This is a genomic window from Marinobacterium sp. xm-g-59, from assembly GCF_013283315.1.
In the GTDB taxonomy this organism is placed as follows: domain Bacteria; phylum Pseudomonadota; class Gammaproteobacteria; order Pseudomonadales; family Balneatricaceae; genus Marinobacterium_E.
This window is the reverse complement of record NZ_WBYR01000003.1, coordinates 47360-72848: the sequence shown is the minus strand read 5'-3', so window position 1 is coordinate 72848 and position 25489 is coordinate 47360. Positions and strand designations below refer to the sequence as shown.

22 protein-coding genes are annotated in these 25489 nt (G+C 47.5%); 14 read left to right on the top strand and 8 right to left on the bottom strand.

Going from position 1 to position 25489, the window contains the following annotated elements; genetic code table 11:
• Positions 1-107: 107 nt before the first annotated feature.
• From XMG59_RS04730 to zapE, 4 genes are all read left to right on the top strand, one after another.
• On the top strand, positions 108-1655 hold the full coding sequence (locus XMG59_RS04730; protein ID WP_173481748.1) for a phosphoenolpyruvate carboxykinase: 1548 nt from the start codon (positions 108-110) through the stop codon (positions 1653-1655).
• 175 nt (positions 1656-1830) lie between these two features.
• Positions 1831-2112 carry a hypothetical protein gene (locus XMG59_RS04725; RefSeq protein WP_173481749.1) on the top strand — a complete coding sequence of 94 codons (282 nt, stop codon included), beginning with the start codon at positions 1831-1833 and terminating at the stop codon, positions 2110-2112.
• Positions 2113-2146: 34 nt separating this feature from the next.
• A complete protein-coding gene (locus XMG59_RS04720) occupies positions 2147-2629 on the top strand; it encodes an Ivy family c-type lysozyme inhibitor (protein WP_173498305.1) in 483 nt (160 codons plus the stop codon).
• A gap of 200 nt (positions 2630-2829) precedes the next feature.
• Positions 2830-4227 (top strand): cell division protein ZapE, encoded by a 1398-nt coding sequence (zapE, locus tag XMG59_RS04715; RefSeq protein ID WP_217363691.1) that lies wholly within the window; start codon positions 2830-2832, stop codon positions 4225-4227.
• Positions 4228-4263: 36 nt separating this feature from the next.
• Here the strand turns inward: zapE and XMG59_RS04710 are convergent, their stop codons facing one another.
• Positions 4264-5220 carry a hypothetical protein gene (locus tag XMG59_RS04710; RefSeq protein WP_254442854.1) on the bottom strand — a complete coding sequence of 319 codons (957 nt, stop codon included), beginning with the start codon at positions 5218-5220 and terminating at the stop codon, positions 4264-4266.
• A 137-nt stretch (positions 5221-5357) separates the two neighbouring features.
• On the opposite strand from XMG59_RS04710, the gene trxA reads away from it, so the two are divergent.
• The 5 genes from trxA (at position 5358) to ybaK (ending at position 9993) form a co-directional block, all read left to right on the top strand.
• Positions 5358-5684: a thioredoxin TrxA gene (gene trxA / locus XMG59_RS04705; RefSeq protein WP_173481753.1), complete on the top strand. Its 327-nt coding sequence runs from the start codon at positions 5358-5360 to the stop codon at positions 5682-5684.
• 180 nt (positions 5685-5864) lie between these two features.
• Positions 5865-7124, top strand: coding sequence for a transcription termination factor Rho (gene rho / locus XMG59_RS04700; RefSeq protein WP_173481811.1), 1260 nt, complete (start codon positions 5865-5867; stop codon positions 7122-7124).
• 83 nt (positions 7125-7207) lie between these two features.
• The gene (gene ubiD, locus XMG59_RS04695) at positions 7208-8686 is read left to right on the top strand and encodes a 4-hydroxy-3-polyprenylbenzoate decarboxylase (RefSeq protein WP_173488796.1); all 1479 of its coding nucleotides are present in this window, start codon (positions 7208-7210) and stop codon (positions 8684-8686) included.
• A 77-nt stretch (positions 8687-8763) separates the two neighbouring features.
• Positions 8764-9498, top strand: a complete 735-nt coding sequence (locus tag XMG59_RS04690; protein WP_371739863.1) for an NAD(P)H-flavin reductase — start codon at positions 8764-8766, stop codon at positions 9496-9498.
• A gap of 15 nt (positions 9499-9513) precedes the next feature.
• A complete protein-coding gene (ybaK, locus tag XMG59_RS04685) occupies positions 9514-9993 on the top strand; it encodes a Cys-tRNA(Pro) deacylase (protein ID WP_173481756.1) in 480 nt (159 codons plus the stop codon).
• Between the two features lie 22 nt (positions 9994-10015).
• On the opposite strand, the gene XMG59_RS04680 is transcribed toward ybaK, so the two are convergent.
• Both XMG59_RS04680 and XMG59_RS04675 read right to left on the bottom strand, forming a co-directional pair.
• Entirely contained in the window at positions 10016-11956 is a 1941-nt protein-coding gene (locus tag XMG59_RS04680; protein ID WP_173482555.1) for an acetoacetate--CoA ligase, read from the bottom strand.
• A gap of 149 nt (positions 11957-12105) precedes the next feature.
• Positions 12106-14025 (bottom strand): FAD-dependent monooxygenase, encoded by a 1920-nt coding sequence (locus tag XMG59_RS04675; RefSeq protein ID WP_173498303.1) that lies wholly within the window; start codon positions 14023-14025, stop codon positions 12106-12108.
• Between the two features lie 180 nt (positions 14026-14205).
• Between XMG59_RS04675 and XMG59_RS04670 the strand changes: the two genes are divergently transcribed.
• Complete coding sequence (locus tag XMG59_RS04670; protein WP_217363689.1) at positions 14206-14622, top strand: MarR family winged helix-turn-helix transcriptional regulator; 417 nt, start codon at positions 14206-14208, stop codon at positions 14620-14622.
• A gap of 68 nt (positions 14623-14690) precedes the next feature.
• On the opposite strand, the gene XMG59_RS04665 is transcribed toward XMG59_RS04670, so the two are convergent.
• Positions 14691-15275 (bottom strand): TetR/AcrR family transcriptional regulator, encoded by a 585-nt coding sequence (locus tag XMG59_RS04665; RefSeq protein ID WP_173498302.1) that lies wholly within the window; start codon positions 15273-15275, stop codon positions 14691-14693.
• Positions 15276-15364: 89 nt separating this feature from the next.
• Between XMG59_RS04665 and XMG59_RS04660 the strand changes: the two genes are divergently transcribed.
• From XMG59_RS04660 to XMG59_RS04645, 4 genes are read left to right on the top strand one after another with little or no spacing between them, the layout of a single operon-like run.
• Positions 15365-15847, top strand: a complete 483-nt coding sequence (locus tag XMG59_RS04660; protein WP_173498301.1) for a cytochrome b — start codon at positions 15365-15367, stop codon at positions 15845-15847.
• Positions 15848-15851: 4 nt separating this feature from the next.
• Entirely contained in the window at positions 15852-17156 is a 1305-nt protein-coding gene (locus XMG59_RS04655; protein WP_173498300.1) for an efflux RND transporter periplasmic adaptor subunit, read from the top strand.
• Entirely contained in the window at positions 17153-20239 is a 3087-nt protein-coding gene (locus XMG59_RS04650; RefSeq protein ID WP_173498299.1) for an efflux RND transporter permease subunit, read from the top strand. Before XMG59_RS04655 ends, XMG59_RS04650 begins: the two co-directional genes overlap by 4 nt.
• A gap of 10 nt (positions 20240-20249) precedes the next feature.
• Complete coding sequence (locus XMG59_RS04645; RefSeq protein WP_217363688.1) at positions 20250-21458, top strand: NnrS family protein; 1209 nt, start codon at positions 20250-20252, stop codon at positions 21456-21458.
• Between the two features lie 153 nt (positions 21459-21611).
• Here the strand turns inward: XMG59_RS04645 and folD are convergent, their stop codons facing one another.
• The 4 genes from folD to XMG59_RS04625 all read right to left on the bottom strand — a co-directional run bounded on the left by folD (position 21612) and on the right by XMG59_RS04625 (position 25481).
• Positions 21612-22460, bottom strand: a complete 849-nt coding sequence (gene folD, locus XMG59_RS04640) for a bifunctional methylenetetrahydrofolate dehydrogenase/methenyltetrahydrofolate cyclohydrolase FolD (RefSeq protein WP_173481763.1) — start codon at positions 22458-22460, stop codon at positions 21612-21614.
• Positions 22461-22541: 81 nt separating this feature from the next.
• A complete protein-coding gene (locus XMG59_RS04635) occupies positions 22542-23042 on the bottom strand; it encodes a TIGR00645 family protein (protein WP_173484095.1) in 501 nt (166 codons plus the stop codon).
• A 10-nt stretch (positions 23043-23052) separates the two neighbouring features.
• Positions 23053-24282 (bottom strand): heme biosynthesis HemY N-terminal domain-containing protein, encoded by a 1230-nt coding sequence (locus tag XMG59_RS04630; protein ID WP_173481765.1) that lies wholly within the window; start codon positions 24280-24282, stop codon positions 23053-23055.
• On the bottom strand, positions 24282-25481 hold the full coding sequence (locus XMG59_RS04625) for a uroporphyrinogen-III C-methyltransferase (protein ID WP_173498298.1): 1200 nt from the start codon (positions 25479-25481) through the stop codon (positions 24282-24284). Before XMG59_RS04625 ends, XMG59_RS04630 begins: the two co-directional genes overlap by 1 nt.
• Between the last annotated feature and the right edge of the window lie 8 nt (positions 25482-25489).

Here is a 25489-nt window from a genome sequence, read left to right as displayed (position 1 = left end):
TTCAAACCAACCACCAAAAATATTATTTAAATTATTTTCCGCGTTCCGCCCTCTTTGAGGACGGTAACTTTTAGGTACAAATGGGTTAAAGCCCAAGGGATCAGTTGATGACTAAAGAGTCAATCGCAGAGAATCACCTTAACCTGACGCCTGCCGCGTTGGTTGAGGCTGCTATCGCACGCAATGAAGGCGTACTAGCAAACACAGGTGCACTTGTCGTTACTACAGGTAAGCGTACAGGTCGTTCACCAATGGATCGTTTCATCGTCCAAGAGCCAAGCACATCCGATGCCATCTCTTGGGGTCCAATCAACCGTCCATTCGACGCAGACAAGTTTGATGCATTATGGGCGCGTGTTGAAGCGTACATTTCTGAGCAAGAGTCTTTCACTTCTGAAGTGCATGTCGGTTCTGATCCAAGTCACTACCTTGCAGTGCGTATGACCACTGAAACTGCATGGCAAAACCTTTTTGGTCAAAATCTCTTCATCCGTCCAAGCGACTACAACCCTAAGGGTAAAGAAGAGTGGCAAATTCTTAACGCTGCTGGTTTCGAGTGTGAGCCAGAGCGTGATGGCACCAACTCTGATGGCTGTGTCATTCTGAACTTCGCACAACGTAAAGTGTTGATCGCCGGCATGCGTTACGCGGGAGAAATGAAGAAAGCGATGTTCTCTGTACAGAACTTCCTTCTACCTGAAAAAGACGTGCTACCAATGCACTGTTCAGCGAACATTGGTGAAGATGGCTCAACGACGCTCTTCTTCGGTCTGTCTGGCACAGGTAAAACAACCCTTTCTGCAGACCCAAGCCGTTACCTAATCGGTGATGATGAACACGGTTGGGCGAAAGGCGGTGTCTTCAACCTAGAAGGCGGTTGTTACGCTAAGACAATCAACCTTAGCCAGAAAAACGAGCCAATCATCTGGGATGCAATCCGCTTTGGAGCGATCGTCGAGAACGTTGTTCTAGACGAGTGTCGTGAAGCGGATTACAACGATGTTAGCCTGACTGAGAATGGTCGTTGTGCCTACCCGTTAAGCCATGTTGAGAAGCGTTCGGCGACTAATATGGGTGATGAGCCAGACAACATCGTATTCCTAACCTGTGACCTAACCGGCGTACTGCCTCCTGTCTCTATCCTGAGCAAAGAGGCAGCGGCGTACCACTTCCTATCTGGCTACACAGCGTTGGTTGGCTCTACAGAGATGGGTTCAGGCGGCGGCATCAAGTCGACCTTCTCAACCTGTTTTGGTGCACCATTCTTCCCGCGTCCACCAAGCGAGTACGCAGAACTACTGATCAAGCGCATCGAAGAGTACGGCTCTAAAGTTTACCTAGTGAATACCGGTTGGACCGGCGGTAGCTACGGTACAGGTGAGCGTTTCAGCATCCCAACGACTCGCGGCATTATCTCAGCGATCCAACACGGACACCTTAAAGATGTGGAAACTAAGCACATCCCTGGTCTAAACCTAGAAGTGCCTGTGACCGTTCAGGGTGTTGATGACAACCTACTTGTGCCACGTGATACTTGGGCAAACGGCGCCGATTATGATGCTGCTTGTGCCGATCTGACCGCACAGTTCGTTAACAACTTCGAAAAATTTGAAGGTGTTGATGAGAAGATCATTGCTGCAGGCCCTCAAATTTAAGAGGCTGCATGCAGTATAGAGAGGCGACCTAAGGTCGCCTTTTTTATTGCTGTGAAAACTAATTTCGAACTTAAACCTTGGGTACTCCATGTAAGAAACACCTGGCTTTGGCGGTGTAAGTTAATCTGTGATTCAATAGAAAAAAATATCAAGGGTTTAAAGGAGGGTCTGAACGATGTTAGATGAAGACTTAATCGCAGACTGGCTCGGACCTGTATACCAAATACTTCGTTGGCTTGGTTTTTCTGAAGCTTGGCACTTTGGTGGGTTGTTCATCTTCTTCGCTGTAGGCTTCATTGTTTCCATAAAATTCACGTCCAAAAAACCAGCCATAACTTTGAACCAATCTGAAATCGATGCGGTTCGCGAGGCAAAAAATAAGAAGGGGTTGTCAGGAATACTTGCAGCTTTCAAAGCAGGTGAACAAGTGGGCAGCAGAAACAAAAAAAATAAATGAGACTGATATCCACTCAGGACAGAGGGGCTCTTCTATGAACAATCAAATAGCAGCTGTGTTGAGCGTGTTAATGCTAGCGGTTCCAGTTCAAGCCGAAGAAAACCCAACGCGTGACGATTTCTCCGATGTATTAAAACAACCAATGCCTGACTATCTCACAGACGTGATCGACAAACCGGACTATCGGATGAAATGGAACGGTCTGTTTGAAGGCGAGGTTGGTGTAGATCAGTGGTTGGCTGAATACCCGGACAACGGTGCCGTGGAGCATCCAGTTGAGTACGTAGAGGAGGGCGGTTTCGTTTTTGAAATTTATAGTCTGTGTGAGCCTCACAACTGTTGGGGTAGCAAATTTACGTTTGTCGTCTCCAAAACATGCCCTCTAGTTCATGGGGTGATGACTAGTTTCGACGAAGTGACTCGCCAATTCGGCGTAAAGCTGAAGTTCTATGATGGGGACAAGCCAATTTATGTTCTGCCTCAGTTTGCAGACCTTTGCAGAGCTGAGCTCAAATAACTCTCGTTATCAACTATAGCCAAAAGGTTATCAGACCGATAAACAGATCTAATTTCATATTACTGAGGCTTGGGGGTAAGTTTTAACTGTCTAACAAATAGGAGAAACGCGATGAGTGGTTTCAATGAAAGACTTGATCATATATTGCCTACCATACCGTATTACTGATCAGATTCATGATGAGTACGGTTAGGAAGAATATGGCAGCACAACATTGCGTCACCCGGCGACCCCTATCGATAGGCCCCGTGACTGAGGCTTATGAACGCATGGTGGATGCGGGGGAGGTGCAACGAGATGAGGCACAACTCACACTAGCCGCAAAACTCGATGCTCTGCATGAGTCGCTTGCCTTGCTCCCGCCTGTCCCTGTGGGTTCCGATAAATCGATAGCGAGCAGTACTACTAGCAACAGCCCGATTTCACTTGGGCGATCCTTAGCGTCCGCTCAGTTCTCTCTTCGAAAGAAACTCAATTTATGGTCTTTTAGTCCACCACCGCGCGGTATCTATATCCATGGTCCGGTCGGGGTCGGCAAGAGCTTTTTAATGGATCTCTTTTATGCGTCGGTTAAGGCTTCTATTACCAAGCGCCGCGTCCACTTTCATGAATTCATGCTAGACGTGCACCATCGCCTATTTGTCTTCAAACAGAAGCACCCACTAGATGATGTGATGCCTGTTGTTGCACAGCAATTGGCACAGGAAGCTCAACTCCTCTGTTTCGATGAATTTCAAGTCACAGATGTTGCCGATGCCATGATTTTGAAACGACTGTTTTCATTATTATTGGATAGGAATGTCGTGGTGATCGCCACCTCAAACCGCTCCCCGGATACATTGTATGAGGGAGGCATTAACCGATCCCTCTTTTTGCCATTCATAGACATGTTAAAAGACAGGTTCGACATTATCTCTATGGAGGATTCCGCCAGAGATTATCGACTCGAAACTCGAGCGGATGGTCATTCCTATTTTTGGTCAAACAAGGATGTACATGGCAATAACAACATTCAGTCGCAGCTTAAAGCCATATTTGGCGGCACTGCATCGGGAACTGAGGACGAGGTCATTGACGTACTCTTCAGTCGTTCTGTCCAGGTCAAACGACATAACGACCGTTGCGCCTGGTTTGATTTTGCCGAGTTATGCTACCAACCACTTGGCGCGGCCGATTATATTTCCCTATGCAATCGATTTCCTGTCCTCATTATAGAGCGCGTGCCGCAATTAGATGCCGATTATCTCGACGAAGCGCGACGATTCGTGACTCTCATTGACGTGTGTTATGAATCTCGCACTCGTTTGGTGCTGTCGGCCAATGTCCCAATCAATGAACTGTTTGTCGATTTCTCAGCGCAACTTGAGAGCAGCGATGGAAATGAAGAGCTGTTTGTTAGTGAGAAGGGTGGAAACTCGAGTTCGTTTGCAACGACCATGATTCGCTCCAAAGAGGGCGAGGATATGGAGTGGTCGGCAACGGGGCTAAATGGCGCGTCACTGGCAAAATTATCGGCCGCCAATGATCTCGCCTTCTCTTTTCGACGAGCCGCGTCTCGGTTGGTCGAAATGAGTGGTAAGGAGTGGGGGCGGCAATAACTTTAACGACTCAAGGCCGCCTCTCAGTTTTGAATATTACTCCTGATTTCTCATGAAGAATCGATAGAAGGTTTGATCTGATATCAGAGGTAGTAGTCTTGTAAGTAGGGCAATGATAATTAACGCAAAAGCCAATCTAGCCCAGAGTATGCCGTGCAGTTCTGCACCGGTTAGTGCGATCAGTAGGGTGTCTTCAATCAGGCTGTGGCACAGCCCTAGAAGGGCAAAAGAGGCAAAAATATCGCGTCCACTGATGGTGCCTCGCTCTGCTTCACGGATCAGCAATCCGCCACCGTAGGCTAATCCCAGGGTCATCCCTATTAAGCTCATCGGTAAGGCTTCACGTTTGATGCCAATCAGTTTGAGAATCGGTCTAAGCAGATATTCGATGGCGCGCTCTACACCCGTCACTTTGGCAATTCGTAGAACGGCCACTAAGCCAAATATGACGACAACGGTCCAAAACAGCATCTCTAGCTGTGCCTTAATCCAAGACGACCAACTGATATCGCCAATTTCAGGTGCAAAATCGAAACTAACTGGTTGCTGCATGCTGGGCATATCTTGGTAGACCCAATGCATACAGATCGCAAGCCCAAGTGCGCCGCCAATGCGAATCAGAATCATCGGCATTAAGCGGCAACCCCCTCGATAGGTGATGGCGATCTCAACAATCAAGTTGTGAGCGCCCAACATGAGGATGCCCATTAATGTGATCTGCTCAAGTGTCCAGGCTTGTGAGTAGGTGAATAGGACAATTAAGCCTGCGTAGATGTTGGTGAGCAGCGTGGTGGCCCAGACAATGCCGGCAATGGCTGGTAGACCTAGCCACTCAATAGGTGCACTGAGTGTGTCGGCTAAGAAGTCGGCTGCACCGATTAGCTCCAATAGGCGTACAATGACGATGGCTGGGATGAGTATTTTGAACAGGGTCAGGGTAACGCGAACACTGTCCTCTGTGACTTCACGCAGGTGTTTCATTAGTGGATTCATCACAGTTCTCGACATCATTCCCATTATTGGTGAGCAGATGCTATTATTGGGCAAGTTATTTTGCAATTTAAGGTTGATGTCTTGTTAAGACAAGTCTTGCAACCGCTTCGCGTAAAACGCATTGGAGATAAGAACAGATGAGCGAAAACATCCTAAACGTAACTGACGCAAGTTTCGAAGAGGACGTCCTAAAGGCTGAAGGTCCAGTACTGGTTGATTACTGGGCAGAGTGGTGTGGCCCTTGTAAGATGATTGCACCGGTCCTAGAAGAAGTTGCGACTGAGTACGCGGGTCGTTTGAAAGTGTGTAAGTTGAACATCGACGAAAACGCTGAAACCGCTCCTAAGTTTGGTATTCGTGGTATTCCAACACTGATGATCTTCAAAGGCGGCAACGTTGAAGCAACCAAAGTTGGCGCACTGTCTAAGTCGCAGCTAACGGCGTTTGTTGACGCAAACATCTAAATATTAGGTAAAAGGCGGGATATCCCGCCTTTTCTTTGTCTATTGGCTAGACAGCACCACCAACTGGTTATATATTAACTCCGTTGGTTGATTTCTGACCAACCCAAATAATCTTCTTCTAATTTCAATCATTCCTGTCTCGCGGCTCTCGTCGTGCACGACACTATTCATAACGAAAAAATGAACCTTACCGAACTCAAACTAAAAAGCATGCCTGAACTGCTCGATATCGCAGCAGAAATGGGCCTAGATAACCTTGCTCGTTCTCGTAAACAAGATGTCATCTTCTCGATCCTTAAGAAGCACGCCCGCAGTGGTGAAGATATTTACGGTGACGGTGTTCTTGAAATCCTACAGGATGGCTTCGGCTTCCTTCGTTCAGCGGACTCCTCTTACCTAGCTGGACCTGATGATATTTATGTATCGCCAAGCCAGATTCGTCGTTTCAATCTGCGCACGGGTGACACCATTGCCGGAAAGATCCGCCCACCGAAAGACAGTGAGCGTTACTTCGCACTGCTTAAAGTGGCTGAGATCAACTACGACAAGCCTGAAAATGCCAAGAACAAAATTCTGTTTGAGAACCTTACGCCACTCTTCGCTCAAAAGCGTCTGCGTATGGAGATCGGTAACGGTAGTACAGAAGATATTACCGCTCGTGTCTTAGACCTAGTGACTCCGGTTGGTAAAGGTCAGCGTGCATTGGTGGTTTCTCCACCTAAAGCCGGTAAGACACTGATGCTACAGAACATTGCTAATAGCATCACACGTAACAACCCAGAGTGTTACCTGATTGTTCTTCTGATTGATGAACGTCCGGAAGAGGTAACCGACATGCAGCGTACGGTGCGTGGTGAAGTGGTAGCTTCAACGTTTGATGAGCCGCCATCACGCCACGTACAAGTGGCTGAAATGGTGCTAGAGAAAGCGAAGCGTCTAACCGAGCACAAGAAAGACGTTGTCATTCTACTTGATTCGATTACCCGTCTAGCCCGTGCCTACAACACGGTTGTGCCTTCTTCGGGTAAAGTACTGACCGGTGGTGTCGATGCGCATGCACTTGAGCGTCCTAAGCGTTTCTTTGGTGCGGCACGTAACATCGAAGAGGGTGGTAGCTTGACGATCATTGCTACGGCTCTGGTTGATACGGGCTCTAAGATGGATGAAGTCATCTTTGAGGAGTTCAAAGGTACTGGTAACGCCGAAGTTCACCTGGATCGTCGCGTTGCTGAGAAGCGTGTCTTCCCTGCGATCAACATTCGTCGTTCAGGTACGCGTCGTGAAGATCTTCTTACAACAGAAGAAGAGCTCCAACGTATGTGGATTCTGCGTAAGCTGTTGGATCCAATGGAAGATGCGGCCGCAACTGAATTTGTCATCGATAAACTGAAGGACTTCAAGACCAACGAAGAGTTCTTCCTTTCGATGAAGCGTAAGTAATCAATCTGAGCGTTTATTTGGCTTAGTATTGAAACAGGGCGAGCATTTACCACTCGCCCTTTTTTGTTTTTGCCGAGGATTGTATGGCGACACCTAAGTACAGAGATCTGCGTGATTTTATTAGCCAGCTGGAAGCTCGTGGTGAGCTTAAGCGAATAACGCATCCTGTCGACCCCAATTTAGAGATGACAGAAATCTGTGACCGCACGTTAAAAGCCGGTGGTCCAGCACTGCTGTTTGAAAACCCGGTTGGTTATGACATGCCGGTATTAGGCAACCTGTTTGGTACACCTGATCGCGTTGCACTGGGCATGGGGGAAGAGTCCGTTTCGGCACTGCGCGGTGTCGGTAAATTGCTGGCGCAACTTAAAGAGCCTGAACCACCTAAGGGCTTTAAAGATGCACTGGACAAAATTCCGCTCTACAAACAAGTGCTGAACATGGGGCCCAAGGTGGTTAAAAAGGCACCCTGTCAGGAAGTTGTGCTTGAGGGTGATGACGTCGATCTGGATCTGATTCCGATTCAAACCTGCTGGCCAGGTGATGCTGGTCCTTTGGTGACCTGGCCATTGGTCATTACTCGCGGCCCAAACAAAAAGCGTCAAAACCTAGGTATCTACCGTCAGCAGAAAATTGCTAAGAACAAACTGATCATGCGCTGGCTGTCGCATCGCGGTGGTGCGTTGGATTTTCTTGAGTGGAAGCAACAGCATCCAGGCGAGCCGTTCCCGGTTGCGGTGGCTTTGGGTGCGGATCCGGCGACCATTCTGGGCGCTGTGACACCGGTTCCCGATACTCTGTCCGAGTACGCTTTTGCTGGACTGTTACGGGGTGGGAAAACGGAAGTGACGTCCTGTATTGGTAGCGACCTGCAAGTGCCTGCTAGTGCAGAAATCGTATTAGAGGGTTACATCTACCCTGACGAAATGGCGGACGAAGGTCCGTTTGGTGACCACACCGGCTACTACAACGAGGTCGACAGTTTTCCCGTCTTTACGGTGGAACGCATCACGAAACGTGCTGATGCGATCTATCACAGTACTTACACGGGCCGTCCACCGGATGAGCCTGCCGTTCTGGGCGTTGCATTGAACGAGGTGTTTGTACCGATTCTGCAGAAGCAGTTCCCAGAAATTGTCGATTTTTACTTGCCACCAGAAGGATGCTCTTACCGCATGGCGGTCGTCAGTATGAAGAAGCAGTACCCGGGTCATGCTAAGCGTGTGATGCTGGGTGTATGGTCCTTCTTGCGTCAATTCATGTACACCAAATTTGTTGTCGTTGTGGATGAAGACGTGAACACTCGTGACTGGCAGGATGTCATCTGGGCCATTACTACGCGTATGGATCCGGCTCGGGATACGGTGATGATTGAGAATACCCCGATCGACTATTTGGACTTTGCATCCCCTGTGTCTGGGTTGGGTTCCAAAATGGGATTGGATGCGACCAATAAGTGGCAGGGCGAAACGGATCGTGAATGGGGAGAGCCCATTACCATGGATGAGTCGGTGAAACGTCGAGTAGATGATATCTGGGCTGATCTTGGAATCGACGACTAAGTCCCCACTATTTAGTTACCTGACTAGAGTAAATTGTTAATTCACGCATCGCGTGGACTGTTATTTGGAGAGTGAACGTGGCAAGGAAAGTTACGACGATTTTATCGGCTGATCTGTTAAATAGGGATGTTTACCGTATCCGCCTTTTGCTTCCTGAGTCTGAGCAAGCGGGCGCTGAATTTAAAGCGGGACAGTATCTAGATATCTGCCTGCCAGACGGGAAAAAAGCTTCATTCTCTATTGCCTCGGCACCCGAGGCAGGTCGTGAATTAGAACTTCACATTCGCCACATGCCTGACAGTGAGTTCAACGACTCGATTGTCCAACACCTGCTGCATCAACCGAGCGTTGAAGTGGAGTTGGCGATGGGCGACTGCACCATCAATCTAGATGAGCTCAATGACGATCAGCCCATCATCTTTGCTGCCGCCAGTACCGGTTTTTCACAGGTGAAAAGTATTGTTGAGCACCTGATCGCCAGTGCGCGCAAAAATCCGATCCATGTCTATTGGGGCGCGCGGGTTGAAGAGGATATGTATCTCGAAGCGTTGCCGAAGAGCTGGGCAGAGCACCACGCCAACATTCACTTTATTCCTGTCGTTAGTGAACCAGATAAGAGCCCGGGTTGGAGTGGACGTACGGGCTTACTACCAGCGGCCATTGTGGAAGATGTTGACGACCTGACAAAAGCAGAGGTGTTCGCATGCGGATCGCCGGCAATGGTGTATGCACTGTTGGATGCTTTAGAAGAGCAGGGCTTTACTCAGAGTCAGATGAAATCTGACGTGTTTGCCTACGCTCCGCGTCCTTAATCATTAAATTCACCTATGACCCCTGCTATTGATGCTGCCAAAAAGGCAAAAATATCCTTCAATACGCATCAGTATGAACATGCACCCGGGGCCGCTTACGGCCTCGAAGCTGCAGATAAGTTAGCCCTCGACCCAGGTCAGGTTTTTAAAACTTTGATGCTTGAGACTGACCGAGGCCCAAATGCGCTAGCGGTCGCAGTCATACCAGTAGCAGCAACGTTGGATCTCAAAGCCGCAGCCAAAGCGCTAAAACAGAAAAAAGTATCGATGGCGGATCCTCAGGTTGCTCAGCGCTTAACCGGCTACTTGGTTGGAGGGATCAGTCCACTGGGGCAGAAGCGAGTTTTTGCTACCTTAATTGATCAGAGTGCCGAGTCTTTGAAGACTTTGTATGTCAGCGCTGGCAGACGTGGACTTGAGATTGAGTTGGCACCAACTGACCTGTTGAGAGTCACACAAGGTCAGTTTGCAGCGATTGCTAAGTTTAAAAATTAATTAGTTTGGGTCGTTTTAATTCCTAAACTCCTAACCCTTCAAACAGCTCTAACGCCTCTGGATTAGCCAGTGACTCTCTATTTTTAACCGGCTCGCCAACCAGCACGTTGCGTACTGCTAGCTCAACGATTTTTCCGCTTTTGGTTCTCGGGATGTCCGTAACCGCTTTGATGATACCGGGTACATGTCTCGGCGTGGTGTTGTTGCGGATGGTGCGTTTTATCTCGGCCACTAGGTCGTCGGTGAGTTCCAGGCCGTCTGCGAGCACGACATAGAGCGCTACCACGACATCATCCTCTTTGGGTAACCCGACGCAGATGCTATCGGTGATTCCCGCGACCTTTTCGACTTGACGGTAGATCTCGGCTGTACCGATTCGGACACCGCCTGGATTCAATACCGCGTCAGAGCGACCGTGGATGATCACGCCCTTTCGTTTTGTCAGTTCAGCGTAATCACCGTGCGCCCAGATGTTATCGAAGCGTTCAAAGTAGGCTGCTTTGTAACGTTCACCCTGCGGATCATTCCAAAAACCGATGGGGCGGCTAGGGAAGGGGGCTGTACACACCAATTCACCCTTCTCCTCGAGCAAAGAGTTGCCTTCATCGTCATAAATATCAACGGCCATACCTAAGCCTCTGGCCTGTAACTCGCCTGAGTAGACGGGGAGGGTCGGCACACCCAACGCAAAGCATGAGACGATGTCGGTTCCGCCTGAGATAGAGGCCAGATGAAGGTCTTGTTTAACTGAGTCATAGATAAACTCGAAACTTTCCGGTGAGAGTGGCGATCCGGTCGAGAGTATCGATCTAAGCTGAGCAAAGCTGTGGTGCTGATTGGGTAAGTAACCGGCATTCTGAATCGCGGCTATGTACTTGGCGCTGGTGCCGAAGGCAGTGATCTCCTCTTGCTCCACGATGTCCCACAGTGCCGAGGCAGTCGGGTGGAAAGGGGAGCCATCAAACAGAACGAGTGAAGCACCAACTGCTAAACCAGATGCCATCCAGTTCCACATCATCCAACCGCAGGTTGTGAAGTACATTAACCGGCTGTCAGGGCCTAAGTCTGTATGTAGGGCTAGCTCTTTCATGTGCTGGAGCAGTGTTCCGCCAGCGCCATGCACGATGCATTTAGGAACTCCTGTCGTGCCCGATGAGTAGAGGATGTAGAGCGGGTGATCAAAAGGGAGTTCAACAAAATCGATGTCGCCGGCTTGGTCGTCCAGTGCCTCTGACCAAGGCTGTGCTCCCTTGATCCCCGTTAGATCGGGTGAATCATTCAGAAACGGGTAGACCACGACCCCTTCTACACTGGGAATGCGATCAACGATCTCCGGTAGTTTGTCGAGGTTGTTAATCTGTTTGCCTGCGTAGTGGTAGCCATCTATCGTAAAGATCAGTTTCGGTTCAACTTGCCCAAACCGGTCGACGACGCCATTGACACCAAAGTCAGGTGAGCAGGATGTCCAAACCGCTCCCAGTGCTGTGGTGGCCAACATCGCAATGATCGCCTCTGGCGCATTGGGTAGGTAACCTGCAACACGATCGCCGGCGCCGATATTCATCTTTTTCAGGTAGCCCTGTACCGATGCAACCTGCTGAAAGAGCTCTGCATAGGTCAGCGTTCTGCGTTTGCCATTCTCACCCCGAAAAATGATCGCAATGCTGTCATCGCGACGTTTTAATAGATGCTTGGCAAAGTTGAGCTTGGCCCCTTCAAACCAACGGGCGTCACGAATTCCAATCCCGGTTTGTAGAACCTCTTGTGCTGGCTGACTGAACTCAATATCGAGAAACTGGCACACCGAACCCCAAAACTGATCGGGCTGATCGATACTCCACTGCCACAGATCATCATAAGTCGACAGTGCCAGTGAGCACTGGTCGTTCACGCGGTTTTGGAATTCGGTTAAGCGTGCAGCTGCAATGCGTTGATTACTTGGCTGCCATAGCAGTTTAGACATGAGGTTACCTAGGGTTAAGACACTATAAGAACCTTAAGTTAAGGCGTTCATTCACTCAAGCGGAAAAACAGCGGAATTCACTTCGCGAAACCGTTGATGTGCGCAATAAAAAAGGCACCCTGAGGTGCCTTTGATCCTTGGATCTGAACTTAGTTCTGCTCAACAAAGATGTTGGAGAAGAAGTCGGCCAATTCGTCGGTTGCCGATAGTGGCAGTACGTGTGCGATGTACTGGTCTGGACGAACGACGATCATACAGCCTTGCTCACGATCGATACCGCGCATATCGAAGATGTCGCCATTACCTTTATGATCAACACAGAAGACTTTCTCATGATCCTGGATACCCAGCTTGCCCTTCTTAGGAATCAGTAGAGAAGGCATTTTATCGTAATCCAAGTCGTAGAATGTCTGCTGGAATACAGCGCGAACATCAATGACTGAATCGATGTCAGCACCTGACTTGGTGTACTTAACAACCGGTGAGTTGCTGTCGTTCTCTAACCAGTCCGCTAGCGTATGAATGGCAGAGCTTGAGCTGGTGTCGTTTTTGCCTGCAAATGCGTAGATTCTCCAACGAGCATCGGCCTGAGCTGCGTGACCAAGTTGCATGTGCTTAGCATCTGATAGGCGTAGAACCGGCGCTGAGTGGAAACGACGTCCAATCTCTTCTCCTGTTGCTAGTGCTTGGTAAGTTTGTGCACCGGTTAGAATTGATTCATCATATTTAACGGCCAGACCGCCGGTGAACTCCAGATTCTCTTTGAAGGCACGAACGAAACGAGGCTCATCGCCTTTATCCAGTTCAGACGTACCAGGAGGTGCCGACATGATGCGCGCCCACTCGTGGTCGGTCTCAACAAGACGTTTCGCTTCTGTCCAACGCTCTTTAGAGTAAGTGTGTAGTAGAGATGCGTCTGATTGACCAGTCAGTACGTGGACTAACTTCCAGCCTAGGTTGAAGGTATCTTGCATTGATACGTTCATACCCTGACCCGCTTTCGGGCTGTGCGTGTGACAGGCATCGCCCGCAGTGAATACGCGAGGGTTGCGAGTTGCACGCTCTTCATCAGTCACATCATCGAAACGGTCCGTCATGCGGTGACCAATCTCGTAAACAGACCACCAAACAACCTCTTTCACATCGATGCTGTATGGGTGCATGATGCGGTTAGCCGCTGCGATCGTGTCATCCGATGTGAACTTGCGGTTGGCAACGCGCTCATCTTCTTTTAGTTTTTCCAGCTCCACGTACATACGGAACATGTAACCACCTTCACGAGGAAGGATCAGTACGTTGCCCTCAGTGGCAGAGGTGATCAAACATTTCTGGCGAACATCAGGGAAATCTGTGTTAGCTAGGATGTCCATTACACCCCAAGCCTGGTGAGCAGCATCGCCGTGCAGCTCGCCACCAATGGCGGTACGAACGTTAGATCGTGCACCGTCACAGCCGACCACGTAGTTAGCGCGAACAATCTTCTTCTGGCCTTTGTTTACACCGGTGTTCACCAGAGTCACTGTCACTGGGTATTCATCAAGAGATGGGTTTACTTCCAACGTCTCTACCGACCAGTTGTAATCTGGTTGCATACGCGTCGGTGAGTTATCCATCACCTCAAGGAACCACTGGTGGATGCGTGACTGGTTAACAATGATGTGAGGCATTTCAGATGAGTCATCAGCAACATCCTGTACACGGCCAATGCGTTGGATATTCTTTGGATTTTCTGGGTCTGGCATCCAGAAGTTGGTCTGGTTTACCCAGTAAGCTTCACGCTTAACGGCATCGGCAAAACCAAAGGCTTGGAACATCTCCATGGTACGCGTGTTGATACCATCGGCTTTACCTTTTTGGATATTCATTGGGCTTGGTTCAACGATCATCGTGCTGATCTCGGGGAACTGAGAGAGCTGAGCCGCCAGACAGAGGCCTGCAGGGCCTGTACCTGCAATCAGTACATCGACTTTTTCAGGAAGAATGGCATTAGGCGCGAATTCGCGACGGTTAGGTGCAGCATTTTTGCGATCTGGGTTACCACCACGGAAACCATCTTCGTAATATTGCATCACTAGACTCCTTATTATCTTCTGTCTCTTAGTGCGGCTCAGAGAACCTTGTTAGTAAGTATGCTTACTATTTGTGCTCATAGTGTAACCAAAGTTTTATGTGGTTGTAAACTAGTAAGTATACAAACTAGTTCTTTTCAAATAGGATGGAACAAACAGTAAAAAGTGTTGGAGAACGAGTTGTCCTACTACGAGATGCCTGGTCACCTGATACGTCGCTTAAGTCAGCAGTCGAATCAGGTGTTTCAAGATGAGATGAAGCGTATCGGTGCCGATGTCACGTCGGTGCAATTTGCCTCAATGCAGGCAATAGAGTTGCATGGCGAGATGGAGCAGTCACAGATCGCGCAGTCGATTCACTACGACAAAGCGACGATTGGAGGCGTGATTGATCGACTCGAAAAACGTGGTTGGGTAGAGCGTAAATCAAACCCCAAAGATCGACGCGCTAAATTGGTGACGCTAACCAAAGAAGGGCGCAACGCTCTGGAGGAGATCACCCCAGTGGTTAAGGCGTTGCAGGATCAAGTGGTAGCCAATTTAAGCGACGATGAACGGGAGCTTTTTATTAAGTTGGCGCAAAAGGTTGTCTCTTAGTATTGACGGTTCGAGCCTATTAATGAGGGTCCGATAACGGCACATAGCCGCCGCTCACAGTTGATGGGCTAGCTAATTAAGATATCAATCAATTTGAGGGATAATTGATTGCCACTAGCTACTAAATCGAAGCTCTTATCACTCAATCCCCATCGTACAGCCTGCCCCTGTATTAATGATGTTAAATATTTGGCTACATCAGGCACTGTAATTCCCGATTGGTCACGACCAATGAGCGCCTCTTCAATCAGAGAGGAGAGATGGCTATCAAACACAAACAGTGTTTCTCTGATAATCGTTCGCAGCTCTTCATTCTCCGTGTTTAACTCACGTGAAAAGAGAATCAAGGGCAAAGCTGGTGTATTTTGAATAAGTTCAAGCTGGCAATGGACTAATCGAGCAACTCGCTGTTTGGCATCCACCTCCTTGGATAGGAGTAAATTTTCAGCCCATGCGCTCTTCAGTCCATCAGTGACTTTGCGTATTGCTGCTACCCACAACTCATCTTTATTTTTGAAATGGCGGAAAACCGTTCCCTGAGTGACTCCAATTCGCGCTGCGATATCACTGGTAGTAAGGCGGTCTGGTCCTATTTCATAAGCCAACTCTAGAAGTGCATTGATAAGTTCATCTTTGCGCTTTGATGCGGACATTCTTTTTAGCAAAACGTTTTCTCTTGTAAGTAATTAAATACTAACATAACATTAGAACTATCTAATTAATAGTTTAAGGACCCAAAACCATGTCCGATCAATTACGCTGGTATAGCAAAACTCAAATCGTACTCCATTGGAGTACAGTAGCCCTTGTTATAGCTCAATACGTGCTTCATGACTCTATTGTAAACGCTTGGGAACTCATCCAATCAGGCAAGTCTGTTTCATTTGATCCGCTAGTGCTATCACACGTAGCTGGCGGTATCTTTATAGCAGCAATTGTACTCATACGATTGCGTTTGAGGTCAATAAGCACCCATGAAACAAAAGACTTACTCGGCAACAGATTATCAAACATAGCGCATAAGCTTCTCTATGCAATTTTACTGATGATGGTACTTAGCGGTGGAATGGCATGGTTCTTCAATATTGACGCTGCGGCCAATGCACACAACCTTTTTAAGGTATTACTTTTAATAACAGTTCTTGGGCATGTTTTAGCTGCTCTTTACCATCATTTCATAATGAAAGATGGTTTATTGAATCGAATGTTTCTTGCAAGGAAGTAACAAGATGCAGTGGACTCGTTACTTAAAGTTTGGAATTCCTATTGTTGTGGGAATTGCTGGAACTGCATTACTACTCAACGGCGTCAAACCACCAGAAAAGAGCGCATCGTTAATAGAAATCAAAGCGGTTAAATACCTAGTTGTTCAGCCCGAGGAAGCATTCTCAGAGATGTCGATTTCGGGAACAATTGAGGCAAGCGACAAATGGTCGGCTGTTGCACAGGTTAAAGGGGAAATTTACCGATCAAATGACTCAATCGTTGAAGGGCTTTGGGTTGACGCTGGTGATGTCATTCTCAAGATAGATCCTTTGGACTATGAGCTTGCTATTTCTCAAATTAGTGCTGAGTTGACTGGTATTGAGTACGAGCTTTCACTTCTGAATGCCGAGGCAGAAAACACGCAACGGATCTTAGATTTAGAGCAGCGACAGCTTACATATGCAAAAGCGGATCTAGATCGAATCCAAAAGCTATATGCCAGCGGATCCGCAACACGTAAGCAATTAGATGATGTCCAAAGAGCCACTCTGACTTCAGAGAAGATCGTTACAGACATTAATAATGGCTTGTTGCTTGTAGAACCTAAAAAGCAGAAGCTGCTAGCTCAAAAGCAAGCGTTAAGTATCTCACTAGACCGTGCACATAGGGATTTAGCTCGAACAGATATTGTCGCGCCTTACCCACTTAGGATCTCTAAGCTTCTTGTTGAAGACTATCAGGCTGTTAACGTTGGGCAGCCTTTAATTGAAGGGGTGGGTGTTAAATCAGCCAATGTTACTGCACAAGCAAACATCGATAAGTTCAGAGATTTAATTGGTCTCAATACGCCACCTTCCACGCTGAATAATGAATTTGTAACTCAAACCTTAAATCAATTGGTTTCTGCCGAAGTGCGAACAGTTGGGAGCGTAAGCGAATCTTGGAAGGCAGAGATAATATCTGTTCGTACTGAGCTGGATAACCGAGCAAGAACCCTTCAAATCGTAGTAAGGGTGGATGATCCATATTCGAGCCATTCCACTGCACAGAATTTCCCACTGTTACCAAATCAACCAATTGAGTTGGTTTTTAAAACGATTCAGCCCTCAAGCGTCATTACAATTCCATTATCTGCGGTTCACCAAGATCAGGTTCTTTTGCTAAATAAAGAGAATGAAATTGAGTTTCGAGAAGTTCAGCTTGGTCTCATGCAAGAGAACCAAGTGAAAATTACTCGCGGGCTCAAGGCAGGCGACAGATTGATACTCGACTCTCTGATAACTGCAATACCAGGACAAAAGTTTACTGGGATTGAGGTGGCGAAATGATCAGATGGTTTGCATCCCATCCCACTTCAGCTAATTTACTGCTGTTAGTGTTTATAGCAGTTGGAACGTTTTCAGCACCGACCCTTCTACGAGAGACTTTTCCAGACTTTCGCCCTGTCGAAGCGGAAGTATCTGTTGTTTATCGTGGCGCAACACCTTCCGATGTTGAAAAGAAAATATGTGAACCCCTATGGGATGCCGTTCAATCGGTTGAATCACTGAGTGAATTTGTCTGTACAGCACAAAACAATTTAGCCCACGCTGTAGCGACAATGCAGCCAAGTGGGGATGCCGTTAGATTTGTCAGCAATCTAAGAACTGAAATCTCGGCAATTGATTCATTTCCATTATTAGCGGAAGCTCCCATTATTCGTGAACTTCATCGCACAGATCTTGTGGCTTCTGTCGCTGTATCTGGTGAGCTACCACTGGAACAACTTGATCACTACTCAAAGATTCTACAAGACAAGTTAGCTTCACTCGATACTGTAGCGAAAGTCATTCGTTCTGGTGTAGGGGAGAGAACCTGGTCAATACAGGCTGATCCTCGTGTTTTGAAAGAGTACGGTTTAACAACCTCCTCTATCGCCAATGCACTTAAACAACACAGCATTAATGTTCCTGCTGGAACTCTTGAAGGAGAAAGCGGTGAATACAACATCAGATTTGACTCCGAAGCGCTATCTAAGAATGCCCTATTCAACCTACCCATTATCACCTTAACCAATGGTGCTGTGATCAATCTGAGTGATATCGCTAGCGTAGAGGAGCATTATGAGCCAGCGAGTAACGCAGCCTATTTAGATGGCGTTCCTGTCATCCTACTTGAAGTACACAAACCCCTGGATGCTGACGCTTTAAGATCTCTCGACGACCTAACAAATACGGTGAAAGCCGAGCAAAGCAGAGGTATTGGCTCGATTCACCTTGAAGTCGTTCAGGATGTAACTTCAATTATACGAGATCGATTAACAATGCTGGTTCAAAACGGCGTCGTTGGTCTAGTCCTTGTTGTACTCGTAATGAGCCTATTCTTCCGACCAGCTTATGCAGCATGGGCAGCAATGGGATTGCCTGTAGCGTTTCTAGGCGCCTTTGCATGGATGTCATTGACTGGTGAAAGTTTAAATATGATCACCGTAGTTGCGTTACTTATGGCTATAGGGATTGTTATGGATGATTCGATTGTATTATCCGACTCCATAGCAGTGCATTCTCATGGTAACGTGACTTTGAATTCAGTAGTTCAGGGCGTTGTAGCGGTTGCTCCAGGTGTAGTCTCTTCATTCCTTACAACTGTTTCTGTATTTTTGCCGTTATCATTTTTAGCAGGTGAGCTTGGCGCTGTACTTGAGGTACTTCCAGTCGTTCTTTTAGCTGCGTTAACAGCAAGCCTAGTTGAGGCTTTTTTCATACTTCCTCACCACCTAAAACAAAGCCTAACTAAATCGAATTATTCGCCCAACAAATTCAAAGTCCGCTTCGAAGAGATCTTTAATTCATTTAAAGAGCGGGGCGTTGGCAGGCTAGCAGACTGGGCTATTGATCATCGCTGGCTAGTTGTTGGAGTCGCTGTTGGATTATTGATCCTTACTATTGGAGCCCTAGGTTCAGGCGTAGTGAAGCGTGAAGCAATGCCTGAAATTGATGGTGATGTAATTGAAGCACGAATTTTGCTACCCATGGGTGTATCGCTTGCTAGAACAGAAGAAGCTGTCCGCCAGGTGGAAGACGCCCTTGAGCGTGTGAATGTCGAGCTAAAGTCTAAACAGCCGCAACAGCAGGATCTTGTTAAACGTGTGATAACTCGATTCGGAAAAAATCTATCTGTCGGAGAGAGCGGAAGTCATGTGGCAACGGTTTCAGCGGATCTCTTATCTGCAGAGATCCGAGATACAACGCTCGATGAACTCATAGAAATATGGAAGCGTGAAATTGGTGTATTACCAGGAATCACATCTTTAATTCTTACAGAGCCAGGTATCGGTCCACAGGGCATAGCTGTTGAGCTAAGATTATTCCATGAGGATTTAGATTTGCTTTCTAGGGCTTCGCAAGATCTATTAAGTGAAGTAGAAAAGTACCAAGGTGTATTAAACGCCAAACATGATTTAAATGTTGGCAAGCCTCAACTTGGTATGCAGATAACCTCTGACGGACAAGCATTAGGATTAACGCCATTAGCTATTGCTAATCAGTTGCGCGGAGCGTTTCTTGGCGAAACCCTTGATGATATTCGCGTTGGTGAACTCCAATACGCGATTGAAGTGAAGTTTGCAGATAACAGCACACAAGACATCGACGATCTGTTGGCGTTTGAACTACTATTGAATGATGGTTCAACTGTTCTCTTACCTAATGTTGTAAAGCTTTATGAAACTAGAGAGTGGAGTTCAGTTACACAACGAAATGGAGCAAGATCTGTAACAATTCAAGCGGATGTGGATGGCCGAATAGCCAATGCTGATGCTATTACTGCAGACATCAAGAAAACCTTGCTTCCAAATATCCAAGCAAATTACTCAGGTATTGCTTTTGAGGTTGCTGGACAAGCAGCGAATTCGGCTGAAACTGTTGCCTCTATTCTTCGTGGGTTCTTGATTGGAATAGTAGGGGTATATCTAATTCTTTCATTCCAATTTAGGAGCTATGTTGAACCCTTGATAGTGCTCCTAACTATCCCAATGGCATTTCTTGGCGTTGTATGGGGTCACTATTTGATGGGGTACAATATATCTATGCCATCACTTGTTGGGGCAGCATCGCTATCAGGTATCGTTGTAAACAATGCAATACTGTTAATAGGCGTCATCAAAGAGAGAGTTTCTGATACCAAGTCGGTAATAGATGCTGCTAGCGAAGCCGTTCGCTCAAGATTTCGTCCTATTTTTGTTTCAGTTTCAACGACCATAATGGGAATGGCGCCATTACTCACGGAAACATCGACTCAAGCACAAACCCTTAAACCACTGGTGATTTCTGTTGTGTTTGGTTTGCTAGCATCAACAGTATTGGTCATGATTGTTGTTCCTTCACTATATGCAATTGTTAATGACCTGAAATCTAAGTCACCGACAAACTAAGAGACTATTTGTGGCTCTATTACAAATTGATGGATCCGTTACAGAAGAAAACAATACGAAGAGGCATCACCCTGCTTTTCTAAACGCAGCATTCAGGCCATTCTTCTTGCTTGGTGCTGCGTTTGGTGCATTAAGCATACCCGCATGGGCTCTTAGTTTTCTCGGTTTGATTAAGTTTGATTTCTATGGCGGTGCCTATGCGTGGCACCTTCATGAAATGCTATTCGGATTTTTTCCAGCAATCATGGTTGGGTTTCTCCTAACTGCTGTGCAAACCTGGACAAAGCGAAAATGCATTGAAGGATGGTGGTTAGCTGCTCTTGTACTGACATGGCTTCTAGGTCGTATAACACTTGCCTTTCAACCCGCCTTTTTTCGTGATTACACAATCGTTATAGATCTTCTCTTCTTGCCTGCCTGTGCTGGCTTTTTAGCGCGCCCGATACTGCAAGCCAAGATGTGGAGGAATCTCTTTTTTGTACCTATCCTACTTGTGATGGCGATGATGAATGCTGTCTTTCATTTTTCATTGTCGAGTGAGTCTATCGTTGATATCACCACTATTTCGCACGCCATGGTCATCCTTGCAGCGCTAGTAATGAGCATAATGGGGGGGCGAGTCTTTCCCATGTTCACAGCCAACGGAACAAAGACACCTCGGGTTAACTCGATTGGGTGGTTAGAGCAACTTTCGATTCTAAGCATTGTGATTGTGTTTATTACAACTTTGGCTCAAAACTTTGTACCGATCACTCTTAGCATTGCTGTTCTATTCGTGGCAGGGATTTCAAATCTATTTAGGGCTTTGCGATGGAGGCTATGGGTGACGTTGCAGGTCCCACTAGTATGGTCCTTACATCTTAGTTACTTAGCTATGAGTCTAGGTTTTATTCTACTCGCCTTGGCGAAAATGAATTTGATACCAAGTGTTTCATTTGGTTTTCATTCGATCACGGTTGGCGGGATGGGACTTATGATCTTATCGATGATATCGAGAGTTTCATTAGGGCATACTGGACGACTTATTAAGGCTAATGTTTGGGTTACTTGTTCCTTATTAGCCCTTAGTTTTGCTGCGATTGACCGCGTCACAGGGTCATTACTCGGCATGGAATATTCAATAGTTATAGCGTCATCAGCTCTACTTTGGAGTATAGGCTTTTTGATTTTTGTGTTTGCCTATACCAAAATCTTATTCACTGAAAACATGTCACGATAATGCTGAAATGACCTTTGAAACGTGGAGTGTAAATTTAACTTGAGTGTCTCAAATGGGTCGTGAGTAGCCGTCTGCGTTGTGCCGATAAGAAACAAAAAGGAGAGCTACTGCTCTCCTTCGTTGGTTTTAAATGCAATCAGTTAGCATTCAGCTTTAGCCAGATATCTTCTTTTCCCCGGCTGCGACACACTGGAATATTAGAGTGTTGATGGTCATAGGGCCAACGCCGCCTGGGACAGGAGTCAAAGCAGCAACACGACTCTCTAGTGGTGCAAGTTCGATATCACCCACACCGCCTGGGTGGTAGCCAGCATCGACAACGATGGCGCCATCTTTGATCCACTCTGCTTTAATGAATTCTGGGCGGCCAACCGCACCCACGACGATATCAGCCTGTTTGATAATGTCGGCTAGTCCTTGGGTGCGTGAGTGACAGATGGTCACAGTCGCATCAGCGTTTAACAGCATCATGCCCATCGGCTTGCCTAGAATAGGGCTGCGACCAACTACGACAGCGTTCTTACCTGAAAGCGGAATGTCATAAGCGTCTAGAAGACGCATAATGCCTTGTGGAGTTGCGGAGCCGTAGGCCTCTTCCTGCATCGCCATGCGACCGAAGCCAAGACAGGTGACACCGTCTACGTCTTTTTCTAGAGCGATGGCATCGAAACAGGCACGCTCATCAATCTGTTCTGGAACTGGGTGCTGAAGCAGGATGCCGTGACAGTTTGGATTACTGTTCAGCTCTTGGATTTTCTCTAACAGCTCTTCGGTGGTGGTCTCTGCACCCATCTCAACCGTGATTGATTCCATGCCGATACGTTTGCAGGCATTCTGCTTCATGCGCACGTAGGTTGCTGACGCTGGGTCAGCGCCTACCAAAATAGTGGCTAATGCAGGCGTTTGACCGCCGCTTTTCGCTTTAAGGTTTTCAACGCGTGTAGCGAGTTCAGCTTCGGTTTTTTTAGCAACGGCGCTGCCATCAAGAATCAGTGTGGTCATGGTTTTCCTGTGGTTGGGGTCTAGCAAATTGAATTGTGCGGATTCTATCACTACTGATCGAATTTTGCTCGATCAGCTCTCTCATTTAGGGCTTTTGCGGGTGATCTTATCAAGCATGCCCATTGCCACTGCTGAGATAACAAAGGTTAGATGAATGACGACGTACCAGAGCAGTTTATCGTTATCGATGTTGCTCGCATTCATAAAGACCTTAAGTAAGTGGATTGAAGAGATGGCAACAATGGAGGCGGCGACTTTGTTCTTCAGAGAGTTGGTATCGAGTGTGCCAAGCCATTCGAGCTTTTCTGTCGATTCACGAATATCGAGGCGCGAGACAAAGTTTTCATAGCTTGTAAACATGACCATGACGATCAATCCCGAGACTAACGCGATATCAATAAGAGAGAGAATGATCAAAATGAGATCAGCCTCTGGTAGAACCGACACATCGGTCAGGACGTGTATCACTTCTTGGAAAAACTTAATGGCCAATGCGACCAGGGCTAAGCTAAGTCCTAAGTAAATGGGCGCTAAAATCCAGCGAGTTGAATACATCAAGCGCTCAATAAAACGTTCAGCCACGGTGCAATCCTTAATGAGTTAAATGGTGTCGTGTCGTGCGATCCGCTTCCGACGGAGTTGGCAGTTGAAGCGGTGCGTTCTTGGAACTCAACAGTTGAGCCGCTTCGCGCTGTTCACCCAGCTGTAGGTAGAGCTCGGTTAGTTCGATCAACGTCTGTGCCTGATGGTTGAGTTCGAGTGATTTTCTGTAGTGCGTTAACGCGGCTCCCCATAACTGAGCGCGACGAGATAGACGTGCCAGAACCAGTTCTACCGCCGCATTGTCAGGCTGCTGTTTTAACCAGCCTTTAGCCGTTTTGATCATGGAATCTGGATCATCACAGGGCAGTTCGCTGAAGCGAACCGCTAGATCGTTATCCCAGTGTTTAGCTAACCACTTAATGATCTGCGAGCAGGCATCTGCTGTTTCGTTTAGGGCGGTTAGCTGGCCAATGTAAGCGCGGCGAACTTCTGGATCTTGTTGTGCTTCGTAACTCAGATCTTCCCAACACTGATCTAGCGCAGTACGAGACGTCTCTTCTAGATTGTTCAATTTAGAGAGAGCGGCTGTGCGTCTTAAAGTTTGTATGTCGCTGCTGTTTAAAACCTTGCGCTTTTGCAGGCTCGGTAGCATTGGCAGTAGCGCGTTCCAATCGCGTTTCGCACTCAGCAACGCCGCTTTTTCACGATCTACAGCGGTTGAGTTTGAGCGCTCTTTTGCAAGTCTGCTGAGCAGTTCGCCAGCCCTCTCATGGTGACCTGATTTAACGTCAAAACGTACCTGCTCGAGTTGAAGGCGTAACTCTGACTCAGGTGACTCTTTAGCCGCTTTGATAAGAATGCGGTGCGCCTCTTTTTCATCCCCTTGCTCTGCCGCGCATCGAGCCGCTTCTAAATAGAATAGGGCAGGAGTTCGACTGAGTTCTGCAGCTTGGATAAACAGGCGGCGAGCTTTCCATAGGTCACCATCCAGTTCCGCTTCCAGTGCTTGATTGGATTTTGTGCCGGCTTTTCTATCACCGCGCGCTTCGCTCCAACGGCGAAGCTTCTCGGCAGGTGAGCGCCAATTCGAGAATAGATTGAATAGCCAGTGGGTCAATGTGAACAGCAGAACTACCGCGATCAGAAGCACCCACAGACTGGTCTCAATGGAGACCTGTTGGTAGGCAATCAAGACATATCCACTGTCTTTCATCATGGCCTGCCCGACCCAAGCACCTACTAATAGTAGGAGTGAGAGTAGGATTAAAAAGCGTCTCATTACTGTGCCTCCCTGCGCAGGTTAGCCATCTCTTTTTGATGCTGCTGCAGAGCCTTCAATGATCCCGAGATGTCCGGAATCGTTGGCGACACATTCAAGGTTGTCAGTTCCGCTAGGGATTGGATTAGAACACTGGTTGTGTAGTTATCCTTATCAAAGTACTGCATCAACAGAGACTGCGCGCGTGACAAGCTGGTTGTGAATATAGACTGCTGTTGACGTAATAGCGCCAGTTGCGCCTGTTCTAACAACATCTGGATATTTTGGCGAAGGTAGTGACCTTGATCCGGTGATAGGATCGGCTCTACCGGCTGATCGTGTCGTTGAATAACGATCAGCGACTCAAGTTTGCTGATCGCTTTGGCAAAACCATTGGTGATGTTCTGCTGTGTCTCGGCATCTACCTGCTCAGAAATGACGTTGTCGATCAGCTCAGGCAACTGGCGCTGTTGCTCTAAGGTGAGTGTGGGTAAGTCTTTACTACGCTCAATCAGTGCTGCAACTCGTAGGTAGGTGCCCTCTATGTCCAAATTGGGTACTGATTCGAGTTTAGAGATATCACTGGCAAGGCTTTGGCGCAGTGGGTAGAGGCTGACATCATCCAACTCTTTAAGAATGGTGTCGGTACTGCGCAAGAGGGCCAGCGCACCTTCGGCGCGGTTCTCCATTAAGATGCGTTGGTTCGCTAAGCGTAATAGATACTCAGCCTCAGCCAAACGCCAGTCACTTTCTGATCGTTCACGACCGGCTTCAACCTGTTTGATGGCATCGCTTAGGCGTTCTTGTAGAGTGGCTATTTCGGCCGTTTGTGCCACTTTTTCCGCTTGGATCTGTTGAAAGCTCTCAGTCAACTCGGCAACTGCTGCATTGGCATCATTGACCGCTGCAGTGGCTTCCAGCTGTTGAGCGGCACTGCGCTGATTAAAGCGCTCTTCGAGTTGGGTGAGTTTTTGCTGGGCAAGGTAGCCGCCAGCACCTACCGCCCCTAGAGCAACCAAGCTGATGATCGTCGCTAAGATTGCTGACGCGCTTTTTTTGGCTGGGCCGGTCTCTTTTACATCTGAGGCCTCTTTCAATTCGGAGCTATCTGCAGCCTGCTCGCTGACGGTCTCTTCTACCTTTGACTCGACAACTTCAGCTTCGAGAATCTCGGCATCTTCTACTTGATCGGTTTGATTCTCTTTATCGGAGTGACTCATCGCTCTAT

What these genes read in the sequence shown, in the direction of transcription:
- XMG59_RS04730 (WP_173481748.1), top strand. Translation starts at nt 108, where the DNA reads ATGACTAAAGAGTCAATCGCAGAGAATCACCTTAACCTGACGCCTGCC.
- XMG59_RS04725 (WP_173481749.1), top strand. Translation starts at nt 1,831, where the DNA reads ATGTTAGATGAAGACTTAATCGCAGACTGGCTCGGACCTGTATACCAA.
- XMG59_RS04720 (WP_173498305.1), top strand. Translation starts at nt 2,147, where the DNA reads ATGAACAATCAAATAGCAGCTGTGTTGAGCGTGTTAATGCTAGCGGTT.
- zapE (WP_217363691.1), top strand. Translation starts at nt 2,830, where the DNA reads ATGGCAGCACAACATTGCGTCACCCGGCGACCCCTATCGATAGGCCCC.
- XMG59_RS04710 (WP_254442854.1), bottom strand. Translation starts at nt 5,220, where the DNA reads ATGAATCCACTAATGAAACACCTGCGTGAAGTCACAGAGGACAGTGTT.
- trxA (WP_173481753.1), top strand. Translation starts at nt 5,358, where the DNA reads ATGAGCGAAAACATCCTAAACGTAACTGACGCAAGTTTCGAAGAGGAC.
- rho (WP_173481811.1), top strand. Translation starts at nt 5,865, where the DNA reads ATGAACCTTACCGAACTCAAACTAAAAAGCATGCCTGAACTGCTCGAT.
- ubiD (WP_173488796.1), top strand. Translation starts at nt 7,208, where the DNA reads ATGGCGACACCTAAGTACAGAGATCTGCGTGATTTTATTAGCCAGCTG.
- ybaK (WP_173481756.1), top strand. Translation starts at nt 9,514, where the DNA reads ATGACCCCTGCTATTGATGCTGCCAAAAAGGCAAAAATATCCTTCAAT.
- XMG59_RS04680 (WP_173482555.1), bottom strand. Translation starts at nt 11,956, where the DNA reads ATGTCTAAACTGCTATGGCAGCCAAGTAATCAACGCATTGCAGCTGCA.
- XMG59_RS04675 (WP_173498303.1), bottom strand. Translation starts at nt 14,025, where the DNA reads ATGCAATATTACGAAGATGGTTTCCGTGGTGGTAACCCAGATCGCAAA.
- XMG59_RS04665 (WP_173498302.1), bottom strand. Translation starts at nt 15,275, where the DNA reads ATGTCCGCATCAAAGCGCAAAGATGAACTTATCAATGCACTTCTAGAG.
- XMG59_RS04660 (WP_173498301.1), top strand. Translation starts at nt 15,365, where the DNA reads ATGTCCGATCAATTACGCTGGTATAGCAAAACTCAAATCGTACTCCAT.
- XMG59_RS04655 (WP_173498300.1), top strand. Translation starts at nt 15,852, where the DNA reads ATGCAGTGGACTCGTTACTTAAAGTTTGGAATTCCTATTGTTGTGGGA.
- XMG59_RS04650 (WP_173498299.1), top strand. Translation starts at nt 17,153, where the DNA reads ATGATCAGATGGTTTGCATCCCATCCCACTTCAGCTAATTTACTGCTG.
- folD (WP_173481763.1), bottom strand. Translation starts at nt 22,460, where the DNA reads ATGACCACACTGATTCTTGATGGCAGCGCCGTTGCTAAAAAAACCGAA.
- XMG59_RS04630 (WP_173481765.1), bottom strand. Translation starts at nt 24,282, where the DNA reads ATGAGACGCTTTTTAATCCTACTCTCACTCCTACTATTAGTAGGTGCT.
- XMG59_RS04625 (WP_173498298.1), bottom strand. Translation starts at nt 25,481, where the DNA reads ATGAGTCACTCCGATAAAGAGAATCAAACCGATCAAGTAGAAGATGCC.